Annotated in this window: 11 protein-coding genes; 2 read left to right on the forward strand and 9 right to left on the reverse strand. The window is 40.9% G+C overall.

What is annotated here, in order from left to right; genetic code table 11:
* Positions 1 to 101: 101 nt before the first annotated feature.
* From W908_RS05600 to bmt, 9 genes are all read right to left on the reverse strand, one after another.
* Positions 102 to 1,055, reverse strand: coding sequence for an ABC transporter substrate-binding protein (locus tag W908_RS05600; protein WP_020029091.1), 954 nt, complete (start codon positions 1,053 to 1,055; stop codon positions 102 to 104).
* 161 nt (positions 1,056 to 1,216) lie between these two features.
* The gene (locus tag W908_RS05605; protein ID WP_053820292.1) at positions 1,217 to 3,517 is read right to left on the reverse strand and encodes a trimethylamine N-oxide demethylase; all 2,301 of its coding nucleotides are present in this window, start codon (positions 3,515 to 3,517) and stop codon (positions 1,217 to 1,219) included.
* A gap of 211 nt (positions 3,518 to 3,728) precedes the next feature.
* Positions 3,729 to 4,115 (reverse strand): hypothetical protein, encoded by a 387-nt coding sequence (locus tag W908_RS05610; RefSeq protein WP_053820293.1) that lies wholly within the window; start codon positions 4,113 to 4,115, stop codon positions 3,729 to 3,731.
* 14 nt (positions 4,116 to 4,129) lie between these two features.
* Complete coding sequence (locus W908_RS05615) at positions 4,130 to 5,467, reverse strand: FMN-binding glutamate synthase family protein (protein ID WP_053820294.1); 1,338 nt, start codon at positions 5,465 to 5,467, stop codon at positions 4,130 to 4,132.
* A 35-nt stretch (positions 5,468 to 5,502) separates the two neighbouring features.
* Positions 5,503 to 6,345 (reverse strand): GltB/FmdC/FwdC-like GXGXG domain-containing protein, encoded by an 843-nt coding sequence (locus W908_RS05620; protein WP_053820295.1) that lies wholly within the window; start codon positions 6,343 to 6,345, stop codon positions 5,503 to 5,505.
* The gene (locus tag W908_RS05625) at positions 6,333 to 7,271 is read right to left on the reverse strand and encodes a class II glutamine amidotransferase domain-containing protein (RefSeq protein WP_053820296.1); all 939 of its coding nucleotides are present in this window, start codon (positions 7,269 to 7,271) and stop codon (positions 6,333 to 6,335) included. Before W908_RS05625 ends, W908_RS05620 begins: the two co-directional genes overlap by 13 nt.
* A gap of 70 nt (positions 7,272 to 7,341) precedes the next feature.
* A complete protein-coding gene (locus W908_RS05630) occupies positions 7,342 to 8,820 on the reverse strand; it encodes a glutamine synthetase family protein (RefSeq protein WP_053820297.1) in 1,479 nt (492 codons plus the stop codon).
* Between the two features lie 373 nt (positions 8,821 to 9,193).
* Positions 9,194 to 9,844: a helix-turn-helix domain-containing protein gene (locus W908_RS05635; RefSeq protein ID WP_053820298.1), complete on the reverse strand. Its 651-nt coding sequence runs from the start codon at positions 9,842 to 9,844 to the stop codon at positions 9,194 to 9,196.
* Positions 9,845 to 9,934: 90 nt separating this feature from the next.
* The gene (bmt, locus tag W908_RS05640) at positions 9,935 to 10,951 is read right to left on the reverse strand and encodes a betaine--homocysteine S-methyltransferase (RefSeq protein WP_053820299.1); all 1,017 of its coding nucleotides are present in this window, start codon (positions 10,949 to 10,951) and stop codon (positions 9,935 to 9,937) included.
* A 374-nt stretch (positions 10,952 to 11,325) separates the two neighbouring features.
* Between bmt and W908_RS05645 the strand changes: the two genes are divergently transcribed.
* Both W908_RS05645 and odhB read left to right on the forward strand, forming a co-directional pair.
* A complete protein-coding gene (locus tag W908_RS05645; protein WP_053820300.1) occupies positions 11,326 to 14,022 on the forward strand; it encodes a 2-oxoglutarate dehydrogenase E1 component in 2,697 nt (898 codons plus the stop codon).
* A complete protein-coding gene (gene odhB / locus W908_RS05650; protein ID WP_053820301.1) occupies positions 14,019 to 15,143 on the forward strand; it encodes a 2-oxoglutarate dehydrogenase complex dihydrolipoyllysine-residue succinyltransferase in 1,125 nt (374 codons plus the stop codon). Before W908_RS05645 ends, odhB begins: the two co-directional genes overlap by 4 nt.
* Positions 15,144 to 15,188 lie beyond the last annotated feature (45 nt).

Consider the following 15,188-nt stretch of genomic DNA (forward strand, 5'->3'; position numbering starts at 1 on the left):
ATATAAAAATACCCCTACCCCCTCATAATAAATTTGAGGGCAAGGGTACTTAACAAACACCCCTTATTCTATTTGAATGAAGAGTGCTCTAGATTAAAGGATTATTTGGTGAAAGCCATCCAAACATCCTCGTTATCCGCAAGCCACTTAGCTGCAGCATCTTCATGAGACATCTTATCAATATCAACTAGAGCAGCCATCTGACCGATCATGCCAGTCGTGAAGTCTATCTTAGTGTATGCCTTATACGCCATTGGATGAGTCTTAGGGAACTTATAATTCGCCGCTTTCTTCAACCAACCTCTAGGAGATCCACAAGCCCCGTCACCACCTTCTGTTTCACGGCAACCAAAGAAGTATGGAGGAAACTCTATGAAGTAAAAACCATCACTATCCGTAAAGTTAGGTGTCCAGTTAAATATAATTATGCCTTCTCCAGCAGCTTCTGCAGAATCAATAGCGGCCCAAAGGGCGTCTGCACTACCAGTTTGTTTATAAGTATATTCATCATCTAAACCAAGAGCTCCAATACGATCTTCAAATAGATTCTTTCCGGTTTCAGCATCAACGTGCCAAGGACCGTCTAAGAAAACACCTTTACCACCAGAATCGGCAGTGGCAAAAACTGATCCACAACCTTTAAGAGCTTCCCAATTTGGAAGTCCAGGACATAGATTTTGTTCTATTACGAAGTTAGGAACGCCCATATCTTCAATAGTCAAGGCAGAATGGGTACCAGCTTCTATTAGGCCGCCCTTCTCCATGGCTGTATAGTAAGCGTTGCCAAAGGCTCCTTCCCAAACTTCGTGAGATATAGTAACGTCTCCAAGACGAATCGATTCATATACACCTGACGAGTCAGCAGGAACGTAAGATACGTTGTTACCCATAGACTCAAAAATACCACCAATAACGTAGGACATAACCACTTGGCTTGACCAGTTATGAATTGGTATAACGATTGGCTTTGAAGAGTCTGCAACAGCTTGAACTGAAACAGAAGCTAAAGACATCGTTAAAGCAGCTGCAGCTACTTTACTTGTAAACTTATTCATTTATTTCTCCTTTATTTAATTAATTAAATATTTTTAAGAACAATATAAAAACCTTAAAAAATCTAACAAAAATGACTTTTATAACAAATATAGTCCTAAAAATCACACTTACAATCTCAGATATAATTACAAATCCAAGATTTTCTTTTGCCTGAAAATAACTACATTCTTACTCGAGTTTTTTCAGGATCATAAAATGGAAAGCGGACCACCTTTGCAGATAAACGCTTATGGTGTCCATCGAGCTTTCCTACTTCAACTTCATTGTCAATCTCTGACGCTGAAACTGAAATTCGACATAATGCAATGTTCTTTTTAAGTATCGGCGAACGTGTTGCACTTGTAATAATTCCAACTTGTTGTTTTCCAATATACACCCCATCACCATGGAGCGCAACTTCATTAGTATCTAATTCTAACCCAACAAGGACTCTTTGTGGTGAATTCTTACGAAGAATTAAAGATTCTTTTCCAGAAAAATCATCCTCTTTTGTCTTAAGAGGTACCGTGAATGCTATGCCAGCTTCAAACGGGTCCGTCTGATCGCAAAACTCATAGCCAGCAAAGATTAATCCTGCTTCAATGCGAAGCATATCAAGTGCATTCAGTCCTAATGGACAAATGTCAAACTCTTCACCTGCCTCTGCAATTGCATCCCAAACTGCCTCACAGTCTTTTGGATGAGCAAAAACCTCATAACCTAACTCGCCTGAATAGCCGGTTCTTGAAACCATGACTGGAATACCAAATTCTCCACCAATCCTTCCAATCGTAAATCGGAACCATTTAAGGTCTTCGATCGTCGTTTGTAATTTAGGTATCCAAATAATTTTAGAGAGTGTCTCGCGACTCTTAGGGCCCTGAACCGCAACATTATGAAGCTGGTCTGTTGAGGATTTCACCCGAACATCTAGTCCACGATCTTCAGCAATTTTTCTGAGATGCTTACCGCCATCATCAGAACCACCAATCCATCGAAAATTATTATCATCAAGACGGAATAGCGTTCCATCGTCAATCATGCACCCGTTGTCATAGCACATAGCTGAATAAACAACCTGGCCAATTGCGAGTTTGCGAACATCTTTGGTGATCGCATATTGCATGAGAACCTCTGAGTCTTGGCCATAAATCTCAAACTTTCTGAGCGGAGCCAGATCAATCATGACTACCCCCTCTCTGGCTTGCCAGTATTCCTTAATAGCACCTAAATTGGTGTATTCGAGTGGCAGCCAATAGCCGTTATAGTTATCGAAGTTTTTGGTTAGTTTCGATGTGTTTTTATGAAAACCAGTTTCTTTTGTCATAGTCGGTATGGATTGTGGATCAGGCCTAAAGGCCGTTGCCGATGAAAAATTATTCGATTTATCGTAAATCCTGACATGTATATCAGTAGGATTCCAGCCATTAGAGGATGTTGTGTCGTCAGGACATGCTGAGGAAACACAGACCAAATCATCAACAGCCCTTAATAAAACGTAATCTCCTGGTCTTGACCATGAGACGTCTGAGCTGAGTGAGTGGCACTCTTCAATCGCTGTATTAAAAAAGAGATTGACGGCTGCCCAGTTTCTTCTTGGAGCTACGCCGAACTCCGCTAGAGATGAGTTAAAGTTATCAGTACAACTTATATGTCCAGGGAAGCCGCGATCTTCATAATATTTAGCATTACAGGCCAATCCAAATGTATCGTGCCTACACACTGTATCCTGAATGACCTCAACTAGAGGGACTGAGTTTTGATTATAAAATTTATCATGAGTTCCAGGTGCTGGATAACTCGCTAACATCTGTGAGCGAGTCACAGTTGGATCCAGGCAGAGTTCCAAGTTATTATTAAGATCTTCCTCTAAAAATGCCTGAAAATCTGAGCACTGTTGGCCCTCGACATCAATGATTTGAATGTACTCACCCGCCTTCACTTTATAGGCCACTGCAGAGCTATCTTTAACCCGAATCTCTTTTGTTGGTTTTGCTAATGGTTCAGGTAAACGCTCAGAAGGAATCGTTGGATTTGAACGAGAGACATTGATTAAAATTTCTGTAGGTGAATTTTGTTGATCAACCAGCATTGGACCGCCCTCTGCATCAAAGACGCACAAGAGGTCATTATTAGTATTAAAGGATTGTCGCGTATCTGCAGGACTGGACTCAGAAAAAAGCTCGGTAGCTTGAAACTCTTTTGATTTTATTTTCTTACCATTAAGGATTGCTTTCAGCATTTCAGAGCAATCACCTGAGGAGATTTTATTTGAATTATTTTTTGGCTTTGTGTTCCAGTTAAGGGAAGATAAGGCGGATGACTTTTTAGAATCAAATGCAAGAACGCTGCACTTTTGATCACCCTCAACGTCAACTATTTCAACTGAATCACCACTTTTTAAATCAATTGAGATTGCCTCACCGCCCAGTATTTGGTAGGTTTCACAATCACCGTTATATCTAATATTTGAAACTCTCACTTACTAAAAACCCCACGTAATAATAATCGAGTATACATAGAATATAGAAAATCTCAATTTCAAAAATCTCATCAGGAGATGAAATAGATTCTATATCTCTATCAAAATTCTAGTTTATTCAGCACCTCAGGGGGTGAGGTGCCGATAAACTAAGGAGAGGAAAAAGAAACAAGGTCTCTTAATGCCCCCCCTTTTAAATCACTTACAGTAATTAGAACTTACGGTAAGCGTTATTGAGATCAACCATTGGATGGTTTTCAGACATTTGAAACTTAATCAAAAGTTCACGCGCAATCATGTCACGCTCTTGTTGATTATTTGGCAGTTTTATATTATCTGGAATCGTAACCCAACCATTAATATTTCTATCAAAAACAGCGGCCTGATCTCCCTCATACCCCATATGGATGTCCTCTAACCAGTTAAGATCTTTCCAGCCCATTTTGTCAATGTACTTCTGCAAAAAAGGTGTAATAAACTTAAGATCAGGAACAAGGTTAACATCATATCGATAACCGATATGTTGTCCAATCATTTGCTCACGATCGGTATCTAAGCCGTCAGCTCCAACTACAAATTCTTCTTCTTTAGTGCTCATAATTTCTCCTATCCTTAAAAGCGTGTCAAATCTGGACGACCAACGGTGTGCTGAGAACCTGCAATAGGAACCTGAGCACATGCTGATGCTTCCATAGTCAAAGCAGCTAAATCTTCTGGCTCTAGAGAGTGAATATTTGTCTTACCACAGGCACGAGCCATCATTTGGCACTCGATTGCTAGTGTATGTAAGAAGTTATAAACTCTTTCTGAAGCAGCATCAGGATCTAGACGTTGTCTAAGAACTGGGTCTTGAGTCGCAACACCCACTGGGCATCGACCTGTATGACAGTGATAACATTCACCTGCGTTGACACCCATTTCTTTTGGATAATCAGCTTCAGGAGTATCTCTGTTACAGTTAAGCGCCATAAGCGCAGAGTGTCCAATTGCAACTGCGTCTGCACCAAGTGCTACCGCTTTAGCAACGTCACCACCATTTCGAATACCACCAGCATAGACGAGTGAAATTCTGCCTGTCATGCCAACGTCATCGATTGCTCTTCGTGCTTGACGAATGGCAGCAATACCAGGAACGCCCGTTTCTTCTGTTGCAATATGAGGTCCAGCAGCAGTACCACCTTCCATTCCATCGATGTAAATACTGTCACAACCGGTTTTAGCAGCCATACGAACGTCATCGTATACGCGAGCAGCACCTAGTTTCAATTGAATAGGAATCTGACCATCTGTCGCTTCACGAATCTCTTCGATTTTAAGCGCCAAATCATCGGGTCCTAGCCAGTCTGGATGCCTTGCTGGAGAGCGCTGATCAATACCCGCTGGCAGTGAACGCATCTCAGCAACCTGATCGGTTACTTTTTGACCCATCAAGTGGCCACCTAATCCAACCTTACAACCTTGTCCAATAAAGAACTCGACACTATCTGCTAAACGCAAATGTTGTGGGTTAAAGCCATAACGTGACTGAATACACTGATAAAACCACTTACTGGAGTAGCGTCTTTCATCTGGAATCATTCCACCTTCGCCAGAACAAGTTGCTGTTCCAGCCATCGTAGCGCCCCTAGCCAAAGCTGTTTTAGCTTCATAACTCAAAGCACCAAAGCTCATTCCCGTAATGTAGATTGGAATATCAAGCTCTAACGGTCTTGGCGCCTCTGGCCCAATAATCGTTTTCGTTAAACACTTTTCTCTGTAACCCTCAATAACAAATCGAGTTAATGTTCCAGGCATAAAAGTTAAGTCATCCCAAGTTGGAATCTTTTTAAATAGAGAGAACCCTCTCATTCTGTATCGTCCCAAATCAGATTTGATATGAATATCATCCATCACACCTTTAGGGAAGATAAAACTTTTACCTAGTCTGCTTTTTTCATCTATATCGCTCATAATATTTCCTTTAGTTTAATTTGATAAAAATCCGATTAAAGAATTAGTTTTTTCTCGGCAGGCTCTAAATTGTCGTAGTTCCATAACGTCTTACCTGAAACATACTTCTGCATTTTTTCTACCCCTTTTGGTGATTTCATGCCATAAAGTGCTAATTTCTCTGTCAAGTATCTCACATCGAGTTCAGTCATTTCTCCTGGTACACAGTCCACTCCAAGCTCCTCAACTTCGCCGCCGACATAGATTGTGCCGTCATACATTGAGTCACCCAAGTTCATTCCTGCATCACCACAGATAATCATGCGACCACGCTGCATCATGAAGCCAGAGAACGCGCCTGTTTTACCGCCAACAAGAATCGTGCCACCTTTCTGGTCAATTCCTGTACGGGCACCAACACTTCCCTTACAAACAAGATCACCGCCACGAATAGCTGCGCCAAATGTTGATCCAGCATTTCCATCAATCACAACCGTTCCAGACATCATGTTTTCAGCACAAGACCAACCTACGCGCCCTTTAATGTGTACGTTAGGTCCATCAATTAAGCCGCAACCAAAATAACCTAGGCTGTCTGAAAAAGTTAAGTTAAGACGGTTCAAGATACCAACTCCAACGCCATGTCTTGACATTGGGTTGTCAACAGTAATGTCACCAACTCCACTTTCCATCAATGCTCTGATCTCGCGATTGATCTCTCTTGGAGTCATATCCAGTGCGTCAATTGTAGCGCTCTTGTTAGTGTCGACTTCAAATGAATGAAAATAAGTTAAATTCTCACTCTCATCAATAGAGAAAAAACGTTGTTGAGTTCTTCCTTTTAACTGCTCTTCGTGAAGTCCCATCTCATGAGACGACTCTTTTCTTAGTTCTGCCATACTTTTACCTCTCCGTGATATGGGTCAAATGTTTCAATACGGTGATCAAATAATGTTCTAATTGCAACTTCTTCAGAAGCTAGAGCAATCATGTCATCACCCTCGTAAACTACCATTGGTTTAGCGGCCATTACATCCTTAGCCATTCCAAGTTGATCTTTAGTAGCAACCAGATATGTAAATACACCATCAAGATATTCAACAGAGTCTTTCATAGCTGTCTCTAAATCTTTTCCTTGGCTCATTCTTTCTGCAATATAAACTGCGATAAGTTCTGAGTCACAGTTTGAAGAAAAACGATGCCCTTTCAGTTCAAGCGCGCGCCTATTTGTCCAGTAATTCGTTAACTGGCCGTTGTGGACTACCGCAACGTCACTGAATGGGTATGCCCAGTATGGGTGAGCAGAACGAATATCTACGTCTGACTCAGTCGCCATTCTTGTGTGCCCAATGCCATGAGTGCCATTGAATTGATTCAAGCCATACTGTTCAGATACGACTGATGCATCGCCAAGATCTTTAATTAACTCAAGAGAGTTACCAATTGATAAAATTTCAACGCCTTCAATATCCTCAACAAAGTCAGCTAACTTTTTCATATCGCCAGAGAATTGAATCTCGTAACGATGAGCATATTCCGTTGCACTGTCCTCTTTAACAACTTTTGCACCTAAATCTTTAAGTCTGGATTTAACCATTGCAATTCTTGATTCAATTTGAGCATGTATATCAAAACTGCCTTCAAGATCAGCTGCTTCAGCAACCTTAAACCTAACGACTTGATTTCCATTATCATCGCCATACATAGCATAACCAGTTGAATCTGGCCCTCTATGTTTTAAAGCTTGAAGCATTGATGTCATTTGCTCACCAATGTTTACATCTTTGCCAGCATTCTTATGAATGATTCCTGCTATTCCGCACATATAATCTCCCTTTCCCTAAAAATTGCCCACCGCTAGGTGGGCACTCCAAATAAAACCTAAAGAAGCTAGCCTATGGCAAGCAGTCTATATAAGTCTCCAAATCCCAGTCCGTAACAGTGTGGTTGAATCTCTCCCACTCATCTGTCTTGTAATGGTTATATACTGTATACATTTCATCTGGCATAGCAGATTTAATGACTTCATCATTTGCAAGTTCATTCATCGCATCACCCAGTGACATTGGAAGCTTGGTAACGTCTTTACCCGCCTCCATTGCTGCATAGATATTTCTTTCTTCTGGCTCACCTGCATCAATATTATTATCAATACCGTCACCCATAGCTTTTAATAGAGCTGAGCCCATTAAGTAAGGATTTACCATAGAGTCAACCGAGCGGTACTCAAAACGACCCGGCGCTGAAACGCGGAGCGCACAAGTACGGTTTTGGTAACCCCAGTCAGCGAAGATTGGTGCCCAAAAACCTGTATCCCAGAGACGGCGATAAGAGTTAACCGTTGATGAACCAATTGATGTTAGTGCAGGTAAGTGCTTAATCACACCACCAATTGAGTTCAAACCAATTGGACCTGGCATCTTCTCGTCGATAGATGGGTCTGGCATAAATGTATTCTCACCACCTTCTTTATACATAAAGCAACCAGGCATTCCTGGAAGTTCGCCATCACCAGTAGCTATTTCTGGATGAAAGACATCCTTTCCGCCCTTCCAAAGAGACATATTATGGTGGCAACCTGAGGCCGAAACGCCCATAAAAGGTTTACTCATAAAGCAAGCAATCAGACCAAATTCACGCGCTACTTGAGCACAAATCTGACGATATGTTGTTAAACGGTCTGCGTTTCTTAAAACGTCATCAAACTGAGTGTTAAGTTCTAGCTGACCTGGAGCATCCTCATGGTCACCTTGAATAATATCAAGACCCATTTGCTCTGAATATTCAATCACCTTCATGAACACTGGTCGAAGCTCTTCAAACTGATCGATGTGGTAACAATTTGGCTTCGTAACTCCACCATTAGGACCACCATCCTCACCACGCTTAAGCCACATCATTTCTGGCTCAGTGCCGCAGCGCATATCTAAACCATATTGGTCTTGAAATTCTTTGTGTTGTCTATGCAGGTTTCCACGACAATCAGACGTTAATGCTGCACCTGGGTTTTCACGCTCTTCACGGTTTCTATAAAGTCTACAGAATACGCGCGCTACTCTTTTATCCCAAGGAAGTTGACAAAAAGTTTCTGGATCTGGAATACCAACAAGCTCTGATGACTCTGGACCATAACCGATATAGTCTCCATGTCTATCCACAAACAAGTTAGCAGTTGAACCATAAACCAGTTGGAATCCTTTTTCAGCTAATCTCTCCCAGTGTCTTGCTGGAATACCTTTACCGACAATACGTCCGGTAACAGATACAAATTGATAATATACATATGTAACACCCAAAGCGTCGATTTTAGCTTTAACTTCTTTTACAAGTTTGTCGCGTCCAGGCTCGTTAACGTGTTGTTCTAAATCTGTCATTTAATCTCTCCGAAAAAATAAAAAAAATCTTTAAATAAAGATTTGCCCCCTAGTAGATTTTATTTAGATTCGTAAAATAAACCCAAATAAAAACCAGATTAATTTACTAACTATATAGATACAGATAAGTATCTATTTGTGTAACTCAAATATCCACTCAAAAAATGAGTGTTTCAGTAAATTATGCATGGAGTATACTCCTAATGATAATCCATTGTCAAGAAATTTTTTTTATTTTAAAGAAATTTAATAAAGTGTTGTTTTTCTTCTAAAAATGTTTAAAAAAACATGAAAAAAAACTGATTTGAGAGCTTGCTTGAGGAAGTTAATGATGAGCAAAAAAAAATTACTCATTTGTTCTTAGTAATTATTGTTAATCAGAGTTATTCGTGCAAATAATGGTCAGAAACTGGCACTCATCGCTGATTATTTTTTTAGGCCCATGAGGCTTATCAGAATCAAAATATAAAGAGTCGCCTTTTTTAAAGTGGTAGATCTTAGTTCCATAATAATAATCCATCTGACCTTTAAGCATATAAATGAACTCTACGCCCTTGTGTTGAAATTCAGGAAATTCATAGTCTCTTGAAGTAATCGTAATTAAGCAAGGCTCGACGTTTAACGAACCTCCAACCGTGTGGCCTAGTAATTGGTAATGACGACTCTCATCTGAACCCGCTCTCTCGATCGTTAGGCCGTCACCTGATTTAATAAAGGTGGGCTCAACATCTTTATCATGTTGCTTGAATAGTGAAGTAATTGAAATGTTGAGTGCATGGCAGATGAGCTGGATTGTTTTGAGCGACGCACTGATTTGGCCATTTTCAATTTTAGAGAGCATACTGGCAGACAAAAGCGATTGCTTTGATAGCTGCTGCAATGTGACGCCAGCATTTTTTCTAGCAATACGAACCTGTTTACCTATTGAAGCCTCAAGCTGTTTATCACTCCCAAAAGAAGGAAGATTTTTGTCAATGATGGAAACACCTTTCTCTTTAGGCGGCGGGTTTTTTGTAGAAGCCACAACAAAATAATTTACTTAGAATAAAAAAAATTATACTACAAGGAAAATTATTTAATGAACCAATTCGAATTTAAAATTAAATATTGGGCCTTAAGACCTTGAGCGGCGGCTCCTTCTCTGCTTCACTGGCTTTGAATCATCGCCCTTAAAGATCGATCTTGAGCCCTCAGACATTTGCCCTACCTTCTCTTCAATTTCTTCGAGGGTTGGCGCTGAAGTGACAATGTGTTCGTCCATTGCTTTCCTCATTGCTCTGACATGATCAAAAGTGGTCCCACAACAACCACCAATAATGTTGGCGCCTGAATTCATGGCAATTTTTACATACTCAGACATGAGCTCTTCGGTTCCAGAATAAACGATACTACCATCGACAAACTCCGGAATGCCGCAGTTCGCTTTAGAGATAACCACTGTCTCAGGCTCAACACTCTTCGAGATGTCATTGATTGTTGCCAATAGGTCAGGCGCACCAATACCGCAATTGGCACCAAAACCCATTAAATTTAAATCTTTAGATCTTTTGGCAAGATTTGAAGGTGTAATCCCCATCATTGTTTTGCCAGCGGTATCAAAACTCATTGTCGCGCAGACAGGGAGCCCAATATCTTTGACCGCATCTATTGCTGCCTCGAGCTCCTCCATCGCATACATAGTCTCAAGCCAAAGCACATCTACTCCGCCCTCAGCCAGGCCCTCTGCTTGAGCCCTAAAAGCAGCTGTCGCTTCGCTAGGCGTCATCAGTCCATGAGGCTCAATCATTTCTCCGGTTGGCCCCATTGCCCCTGCAACAATGACTAGGCGATCAGCATTATCAGCAACCTCCCTAGCTACAACTCCAGCAGCTTTGTTAAGCTCAAAGACTTGATTCTCAAGATTATGTAACTTCAGTCTAAAGGATGTTCCGCCAAAACTGTTTGTTAAAAACAAATCAGAACCCGCATCAACAAAACCTTGATGCAAGGAGCGGATTCTGTCCTTATGCTCAAGGTTCCAAGGTTCAGGAGGATCGCCTGTCTCTAAACCCATTCCAAACAAATTGGTTCCTGTAGCGCCATCAGCCAAAATATGACTTTTGTCTTTAAGTATTTTTAAGAAATTGTTCATGAAGCGATTAAGTGCTGAGGGTAAGGTAAATACAATTTTGAAGTTTACGGATAATTATACTGGACGCTGAATTATTAGTAATTTAATATATTCAATCTATGCTTAATAATATTCATAAAATAATATTCTATAAATCACAACTAGAATAAAAAAATTACCCTACAATTTGTAATGCAAATTTTTAAATAATTATGCGATGAGACTGCCTAATCTCTATATAATTTGATTTAAAAAAATAAACTCACAAATTGTGACTATTTTAACTTTACAGCAAGCACAAAATAGCATGCTCATTAACGGCATGATTGGTAAATCTTACCTGCACCCAGTATTTATAAATTCAAGCCACCCTTCCCCCATAAATTACAGGAATAATGAACAATAATTCTAACTCGCATGAAGATGTGATCAGTCGCTTTATTAATTATGGCGAATCTAATTTTGAATCCAATACTGCTCCAAATAGCCCCACTCAAAGCGCTGCCCAGCTTGGTGTTCTCAGGCTCATCTATGCCTTTCGATTTTCGGGACACTTAAGGGCCACCTTAGATCCACTCAAGAGACCAAGACACCACTCAACGCCGCCATTTACGCTTGAAGAGTTTGGTTTGAGTGAAGCGGATTTAGATACCACGTTTGATATGGGCTCTTACCAGGGACCCAACTGCAACACACTAAGAGAGCTTTTTGAGTCACTCAACAAAACTTATTGCTCTAGCCTTGGTGTCGAGTATATGCACATCCCTAATCTTGAAGAGAGGAAGTGGATCCAAACAAAGATTGAAACGATGTCTTTGGAGCAAAATGAATCACCTGAATATAAAAAATGGCTCCTTCAAAGGATCACCGCTGCCGAAGTTTTTGAGAAATTTCTTCATAATAAGTATGTCGGTCAAAAACGCTTTTCTCTCGAAGGGAGTGACACCCTCATTCCCTTATTAAATGTATTAATTGAGCACTCAGGCGAATACCTGATGAATAGAATATGCCTCGGCATGGCCCATAGAGGCCGCTTAAACGTTCTCATTAATATTATGGGGAAGAGGGCTGAAAAACTCTTCAAAGAGTTTGCTGGAGATCTTGGCTTAAGTAAAAAACAGACGGGTGATGTCAAATATCATCAAGGCTTTTCATCAGATATTAAAACTAGTAAAAAAGATGTTCACCTTGCCTTAATGTTTAATCCTTCTCATCTTGAACTAGTCAACCCTGTCATTGAAGGATACGCCAGGTATCACCAAGATAAAAATAATGAATCAGATCGACAAAAGATACTTCCTGTTCTAATCCATGGTGATGCCGCCTTTTCAGGCCAAGGCATTGTGATGGAGACCTTAAATATGTCTCAATCACGAGGCTATAGAACGATGGGCACTGTTCACATTATTATTAACAATCAGATTGGCTTTACGACCTCAAAACAAACGGATGCCAGGTCAACGGATTACTGTACTGACGTTGTAAAAATGATTAATGCGCCAGTCTTTCATGTCAACGCAGAAGACCCAGAAATGGTTAGTTTTATAACTAAGCTCGCACTTGACTATCGCATGCGCTACAAGAAAGATGTGGTTATTGACCTCATGTGCTATAGAAGACACGGTCACAATGAGGCTGACGAACCAGCTGTCACTCAGCCGTTAATGTATGAGGCCATCAGAAAACTTCCGACGACGCGTGCAAACTATGCCAATACATTAATGAAACAAGGTGTCATTGATCAATCAGAGGTTGACGCGATGATTGCTGACTATCGACAAGAACTGAAAGACGGCAACAGAGTAGCCTACAACATCCTAGAGCCAAAAAATAAAAGGGCTTGGGAATTACTTTGGGAAGATTATTTTGACTCAACTTGGCATGATCCCTATAAATCTGCAATCAGCAAAAAACATATCAAGGATCTCAACAAAAAACTGCAGCATGTCCCAGATGGATTCGAAGTTCATCCACGCGTTAAAAAGATGATGTCAGAGAGAAACAAAATGGCTAATGACAAAATTAATGCTGACTGGGGATTTGCTGAAACGCTTGCTTTTGCCAGTTTAACTGAAGTTGGGGTTCCCATTAGACTCACTGGACAAGACTGCGGCAGAGGAACTTTTTTTCATAGGAATGCAGTCTTACATAATCAGCTCGCTAATGAAGATTACACCCCACTTATGAACATTAATGAGAATCAAGGCAGAGTTCAAATATTTGACTCAATCCTCTCTGAGGAGGCAGCGCTTGGATTTGAATATGGTTACGCCACTGCAAACCCAGAGTCCCTCGTTATATGGGAAGCTCAGTTTGGAGACTTTGTGAATGGCGCTCAAGCAATTATTGATCAATTTATAGCCTCGGGAGAAGCTAAATGGGGCCGCCTATCAAACCTCGTTATGCTTCTACCTCATGGCCTTGAAGGTCAAGGACCTGAGCACTCCTCAGGAAGACTAGAGCGCTTTCTTCAGCTTTGTGCAAGTCATAATATGCAGGTTTGTGTTCCATCAACGGCCTCACAAATTTTCCATCTACTTAGGCGTCAAGTCCTCAGAAAGTTTAGGGCACCACTGATTATTATGTCTCCTAAAAGCTTGCTTAGAAACCCTCTTGCAGCCTCTCCTTTATTTAAGTTTACTGAGGGTAAATTTAGAGATGTTTATGAAGAACAATATGACAACATTAAACCTAAAAAGGTTGATCGAGTCGTAATGTGCAGTGGAAAAGTTTTTTATGAGTTACTAACGCGTCGTCAAGATGATCAAATAAATAATGTTGCTATTCTTAGACTAGAGCAGCTCTACCCTTTTCCTGATGAAGCGCTTCAATCTGAGTTAGCTAAATTTACGGGGGCCAAGGATATAGTTTGGTGTCAAGAAGAGCCCATCAATCAAGGCGCTTGGTATACCTCAAGACATAACTTTATGGAAAGCATTAAAAAGGGACAAACTCTTCATGTAGTAGCGCGTGAGCTTTATGCTGCTCCTGCAGAAGGCAGTGTTAGAATGCATAATATTAATCAAAGTCACATTATTGAAAAAGGACTAGGCATTCAGCCTATTAATAAAGCTAGGAGCATTAAGAAATGAAAGAAGTAAAAGTACCTGTTTTGCCAGAATCGATTAACGAGGCAACCGTTGCTGCATGGCATAAAAAACCTGGAGACTCTGTAGAGGTTGATGATGTTATCGTCGAAATTGAGACAGATAAAGTCGTTCTTGAAGTTCCTGCAGAAGAGTCTGGCATCCTCACTGAAATTCTAGCTGAAGAGGGAGAAACCGTTAATGAGCAGCAAGTTCTTGGTCTTTTAGATGATTCGGCAGATGCTTCAAATGATGATACTCCTCAAGAGGAGCATGTCGCCCAAGAAGAGCCTGTAAAAGCTACCCAGGTAAGCCCTGAAGAAGCTCCAAAAGAAGAGGTCAAAAAAGAGCCAGTTGCTGCGCCTGAAATTTCTAGAGAAGAGCCAGCCGCTGCCCCAGTTTCGCAACCTTCTCAACCGAGCAGTAACCGAATGGAGGAGAGAGTCCCAATGACTCGAATCCGTAAAACGATTGCAAATAGGCTTCATTCGGCGACTCAAAACACTGCCATGCTGACAACCTTTAATGAAGTTGATATGAGTGAAATCTTGGCAATGAGAGCGAGCTATAAAGAGGCCTTCGAGAGGAAGTACTCTGTGAAATTAGGATTCATGTCTTTCTTTGTGAAAGCAGCCGTCGAGTCACTCAAAAAATTCCCAACAGTCAATGCCTATTTAGATGGTGACGATATTGTTTATCATGCCTTCTGTGACGTTTCTGTTGCTGTTTCTTCTGATAGAGGTCTCGTTGTTCCCGTTCTTCGTGATGCCCACAAAATGGGGATGCATGATATTGAGAAAGGGATTATGGATTATGCTGGTAGAGCTCAAGATGGGACGCTTGGGATTGAAGAGATGAGTGGTGGCACCTTTACGATTTCTAATGGCGGCGTCTTTGGCTCACTACTTTCAACGCCCATCCTTAATTCACCTCAGAGCGCTATCTTGGGAATGCATAAGACGCAAGAGCGTCCTATTGCAGTGAATGGTGAAGTCGTTATAAAACCCATGATGTACCTGGCTCTATCTTATGATCATCGCATTATTGATGGCAAAGAGGCGGTTCAATTTTTGATCTCAATTAAAGAGGCTTTAGAAGATCCAGCGAGACTATTACTTAAAGTTTAACGGATTCAATCTTACAAAAAAAAGGGCGGTATTTTCATACCGCCC

The sequence above is a fragment of the Candidatus Pseudothioglobus singularis PS1 genome (assembly GCF_001281385.1).
In the GTDB taxonomy this organism is placed as follows: Bacteria; Pseudomonadota; Gammaproteobacteria; order PS1; family Pseudothioglobaceae; genus Pseudothioglobus; species Pseudothioglobus singularis.

Bases quoted from the DNA above. Each gene is read 5' to 3' on its own strand.
- W908_RS05600 (WP_020029091.1), bottom strand. From the start codon at position 1,055: ATGAATAAGTTTACAAGTAAAGTAGCTGCAGCTGCTTTAACGATGTCT.
- W908_RS05610 (WP_053820293.1), bottom strand. From the start codon at position 4,115: ATGAGCACTAAAGAAGAAGAATTTGTAGTTGGAGCTGACGGCTTAGAT.
- W908_RS05615 (WP_053820294.1), bottom strand. From the start codon at position 5,467: ATGAGCGATATAGATGAAAAAAGCAGACTAGGTAAAAGTTTTATCTTC.
- W908_RS05620 (WP_053820295.1), bottom strand. From the start codon at position 6,345: ATGGCAGAACTAAGAAAAGAGTCGTCTCATGAGATGGGACTTCACGAA.
- W908_RS05625 (WP_053820296.1), bottom strand. From the start codon at position 7,271: ATGTGCGGAATAGCAGGAATCATTCATAAGAATGCTGGCAAAGATGTA.
- W908_RS05630 (WP_053820297.1), bottom strand. From the start codon at position 8,820: ATGACAGATTTAGAACAACACGTTAACGAGCCTGGACGCGACAAACTT.
- bmt (WP_053820299.1), bottom strand. From the start codon at position 10,951: ATGAACAATTTCTTAAAAATACTTAAAGACAAAAGTCATATTTTGGCT.
- W908_RS05645 (WP_053820300.1), top strand. From the start codon at position 11,326: ATGAACAATAATTCTAACTCGCATGAAGATGTGATCAGTCGCTTTATT.
- odhB (WP_053820301.1), top strand. From the start codon at position 14,019: ATGAAAGAAGTAAAAGTACCTGTTTTGCCAGAATCGATTAACGAGGCA.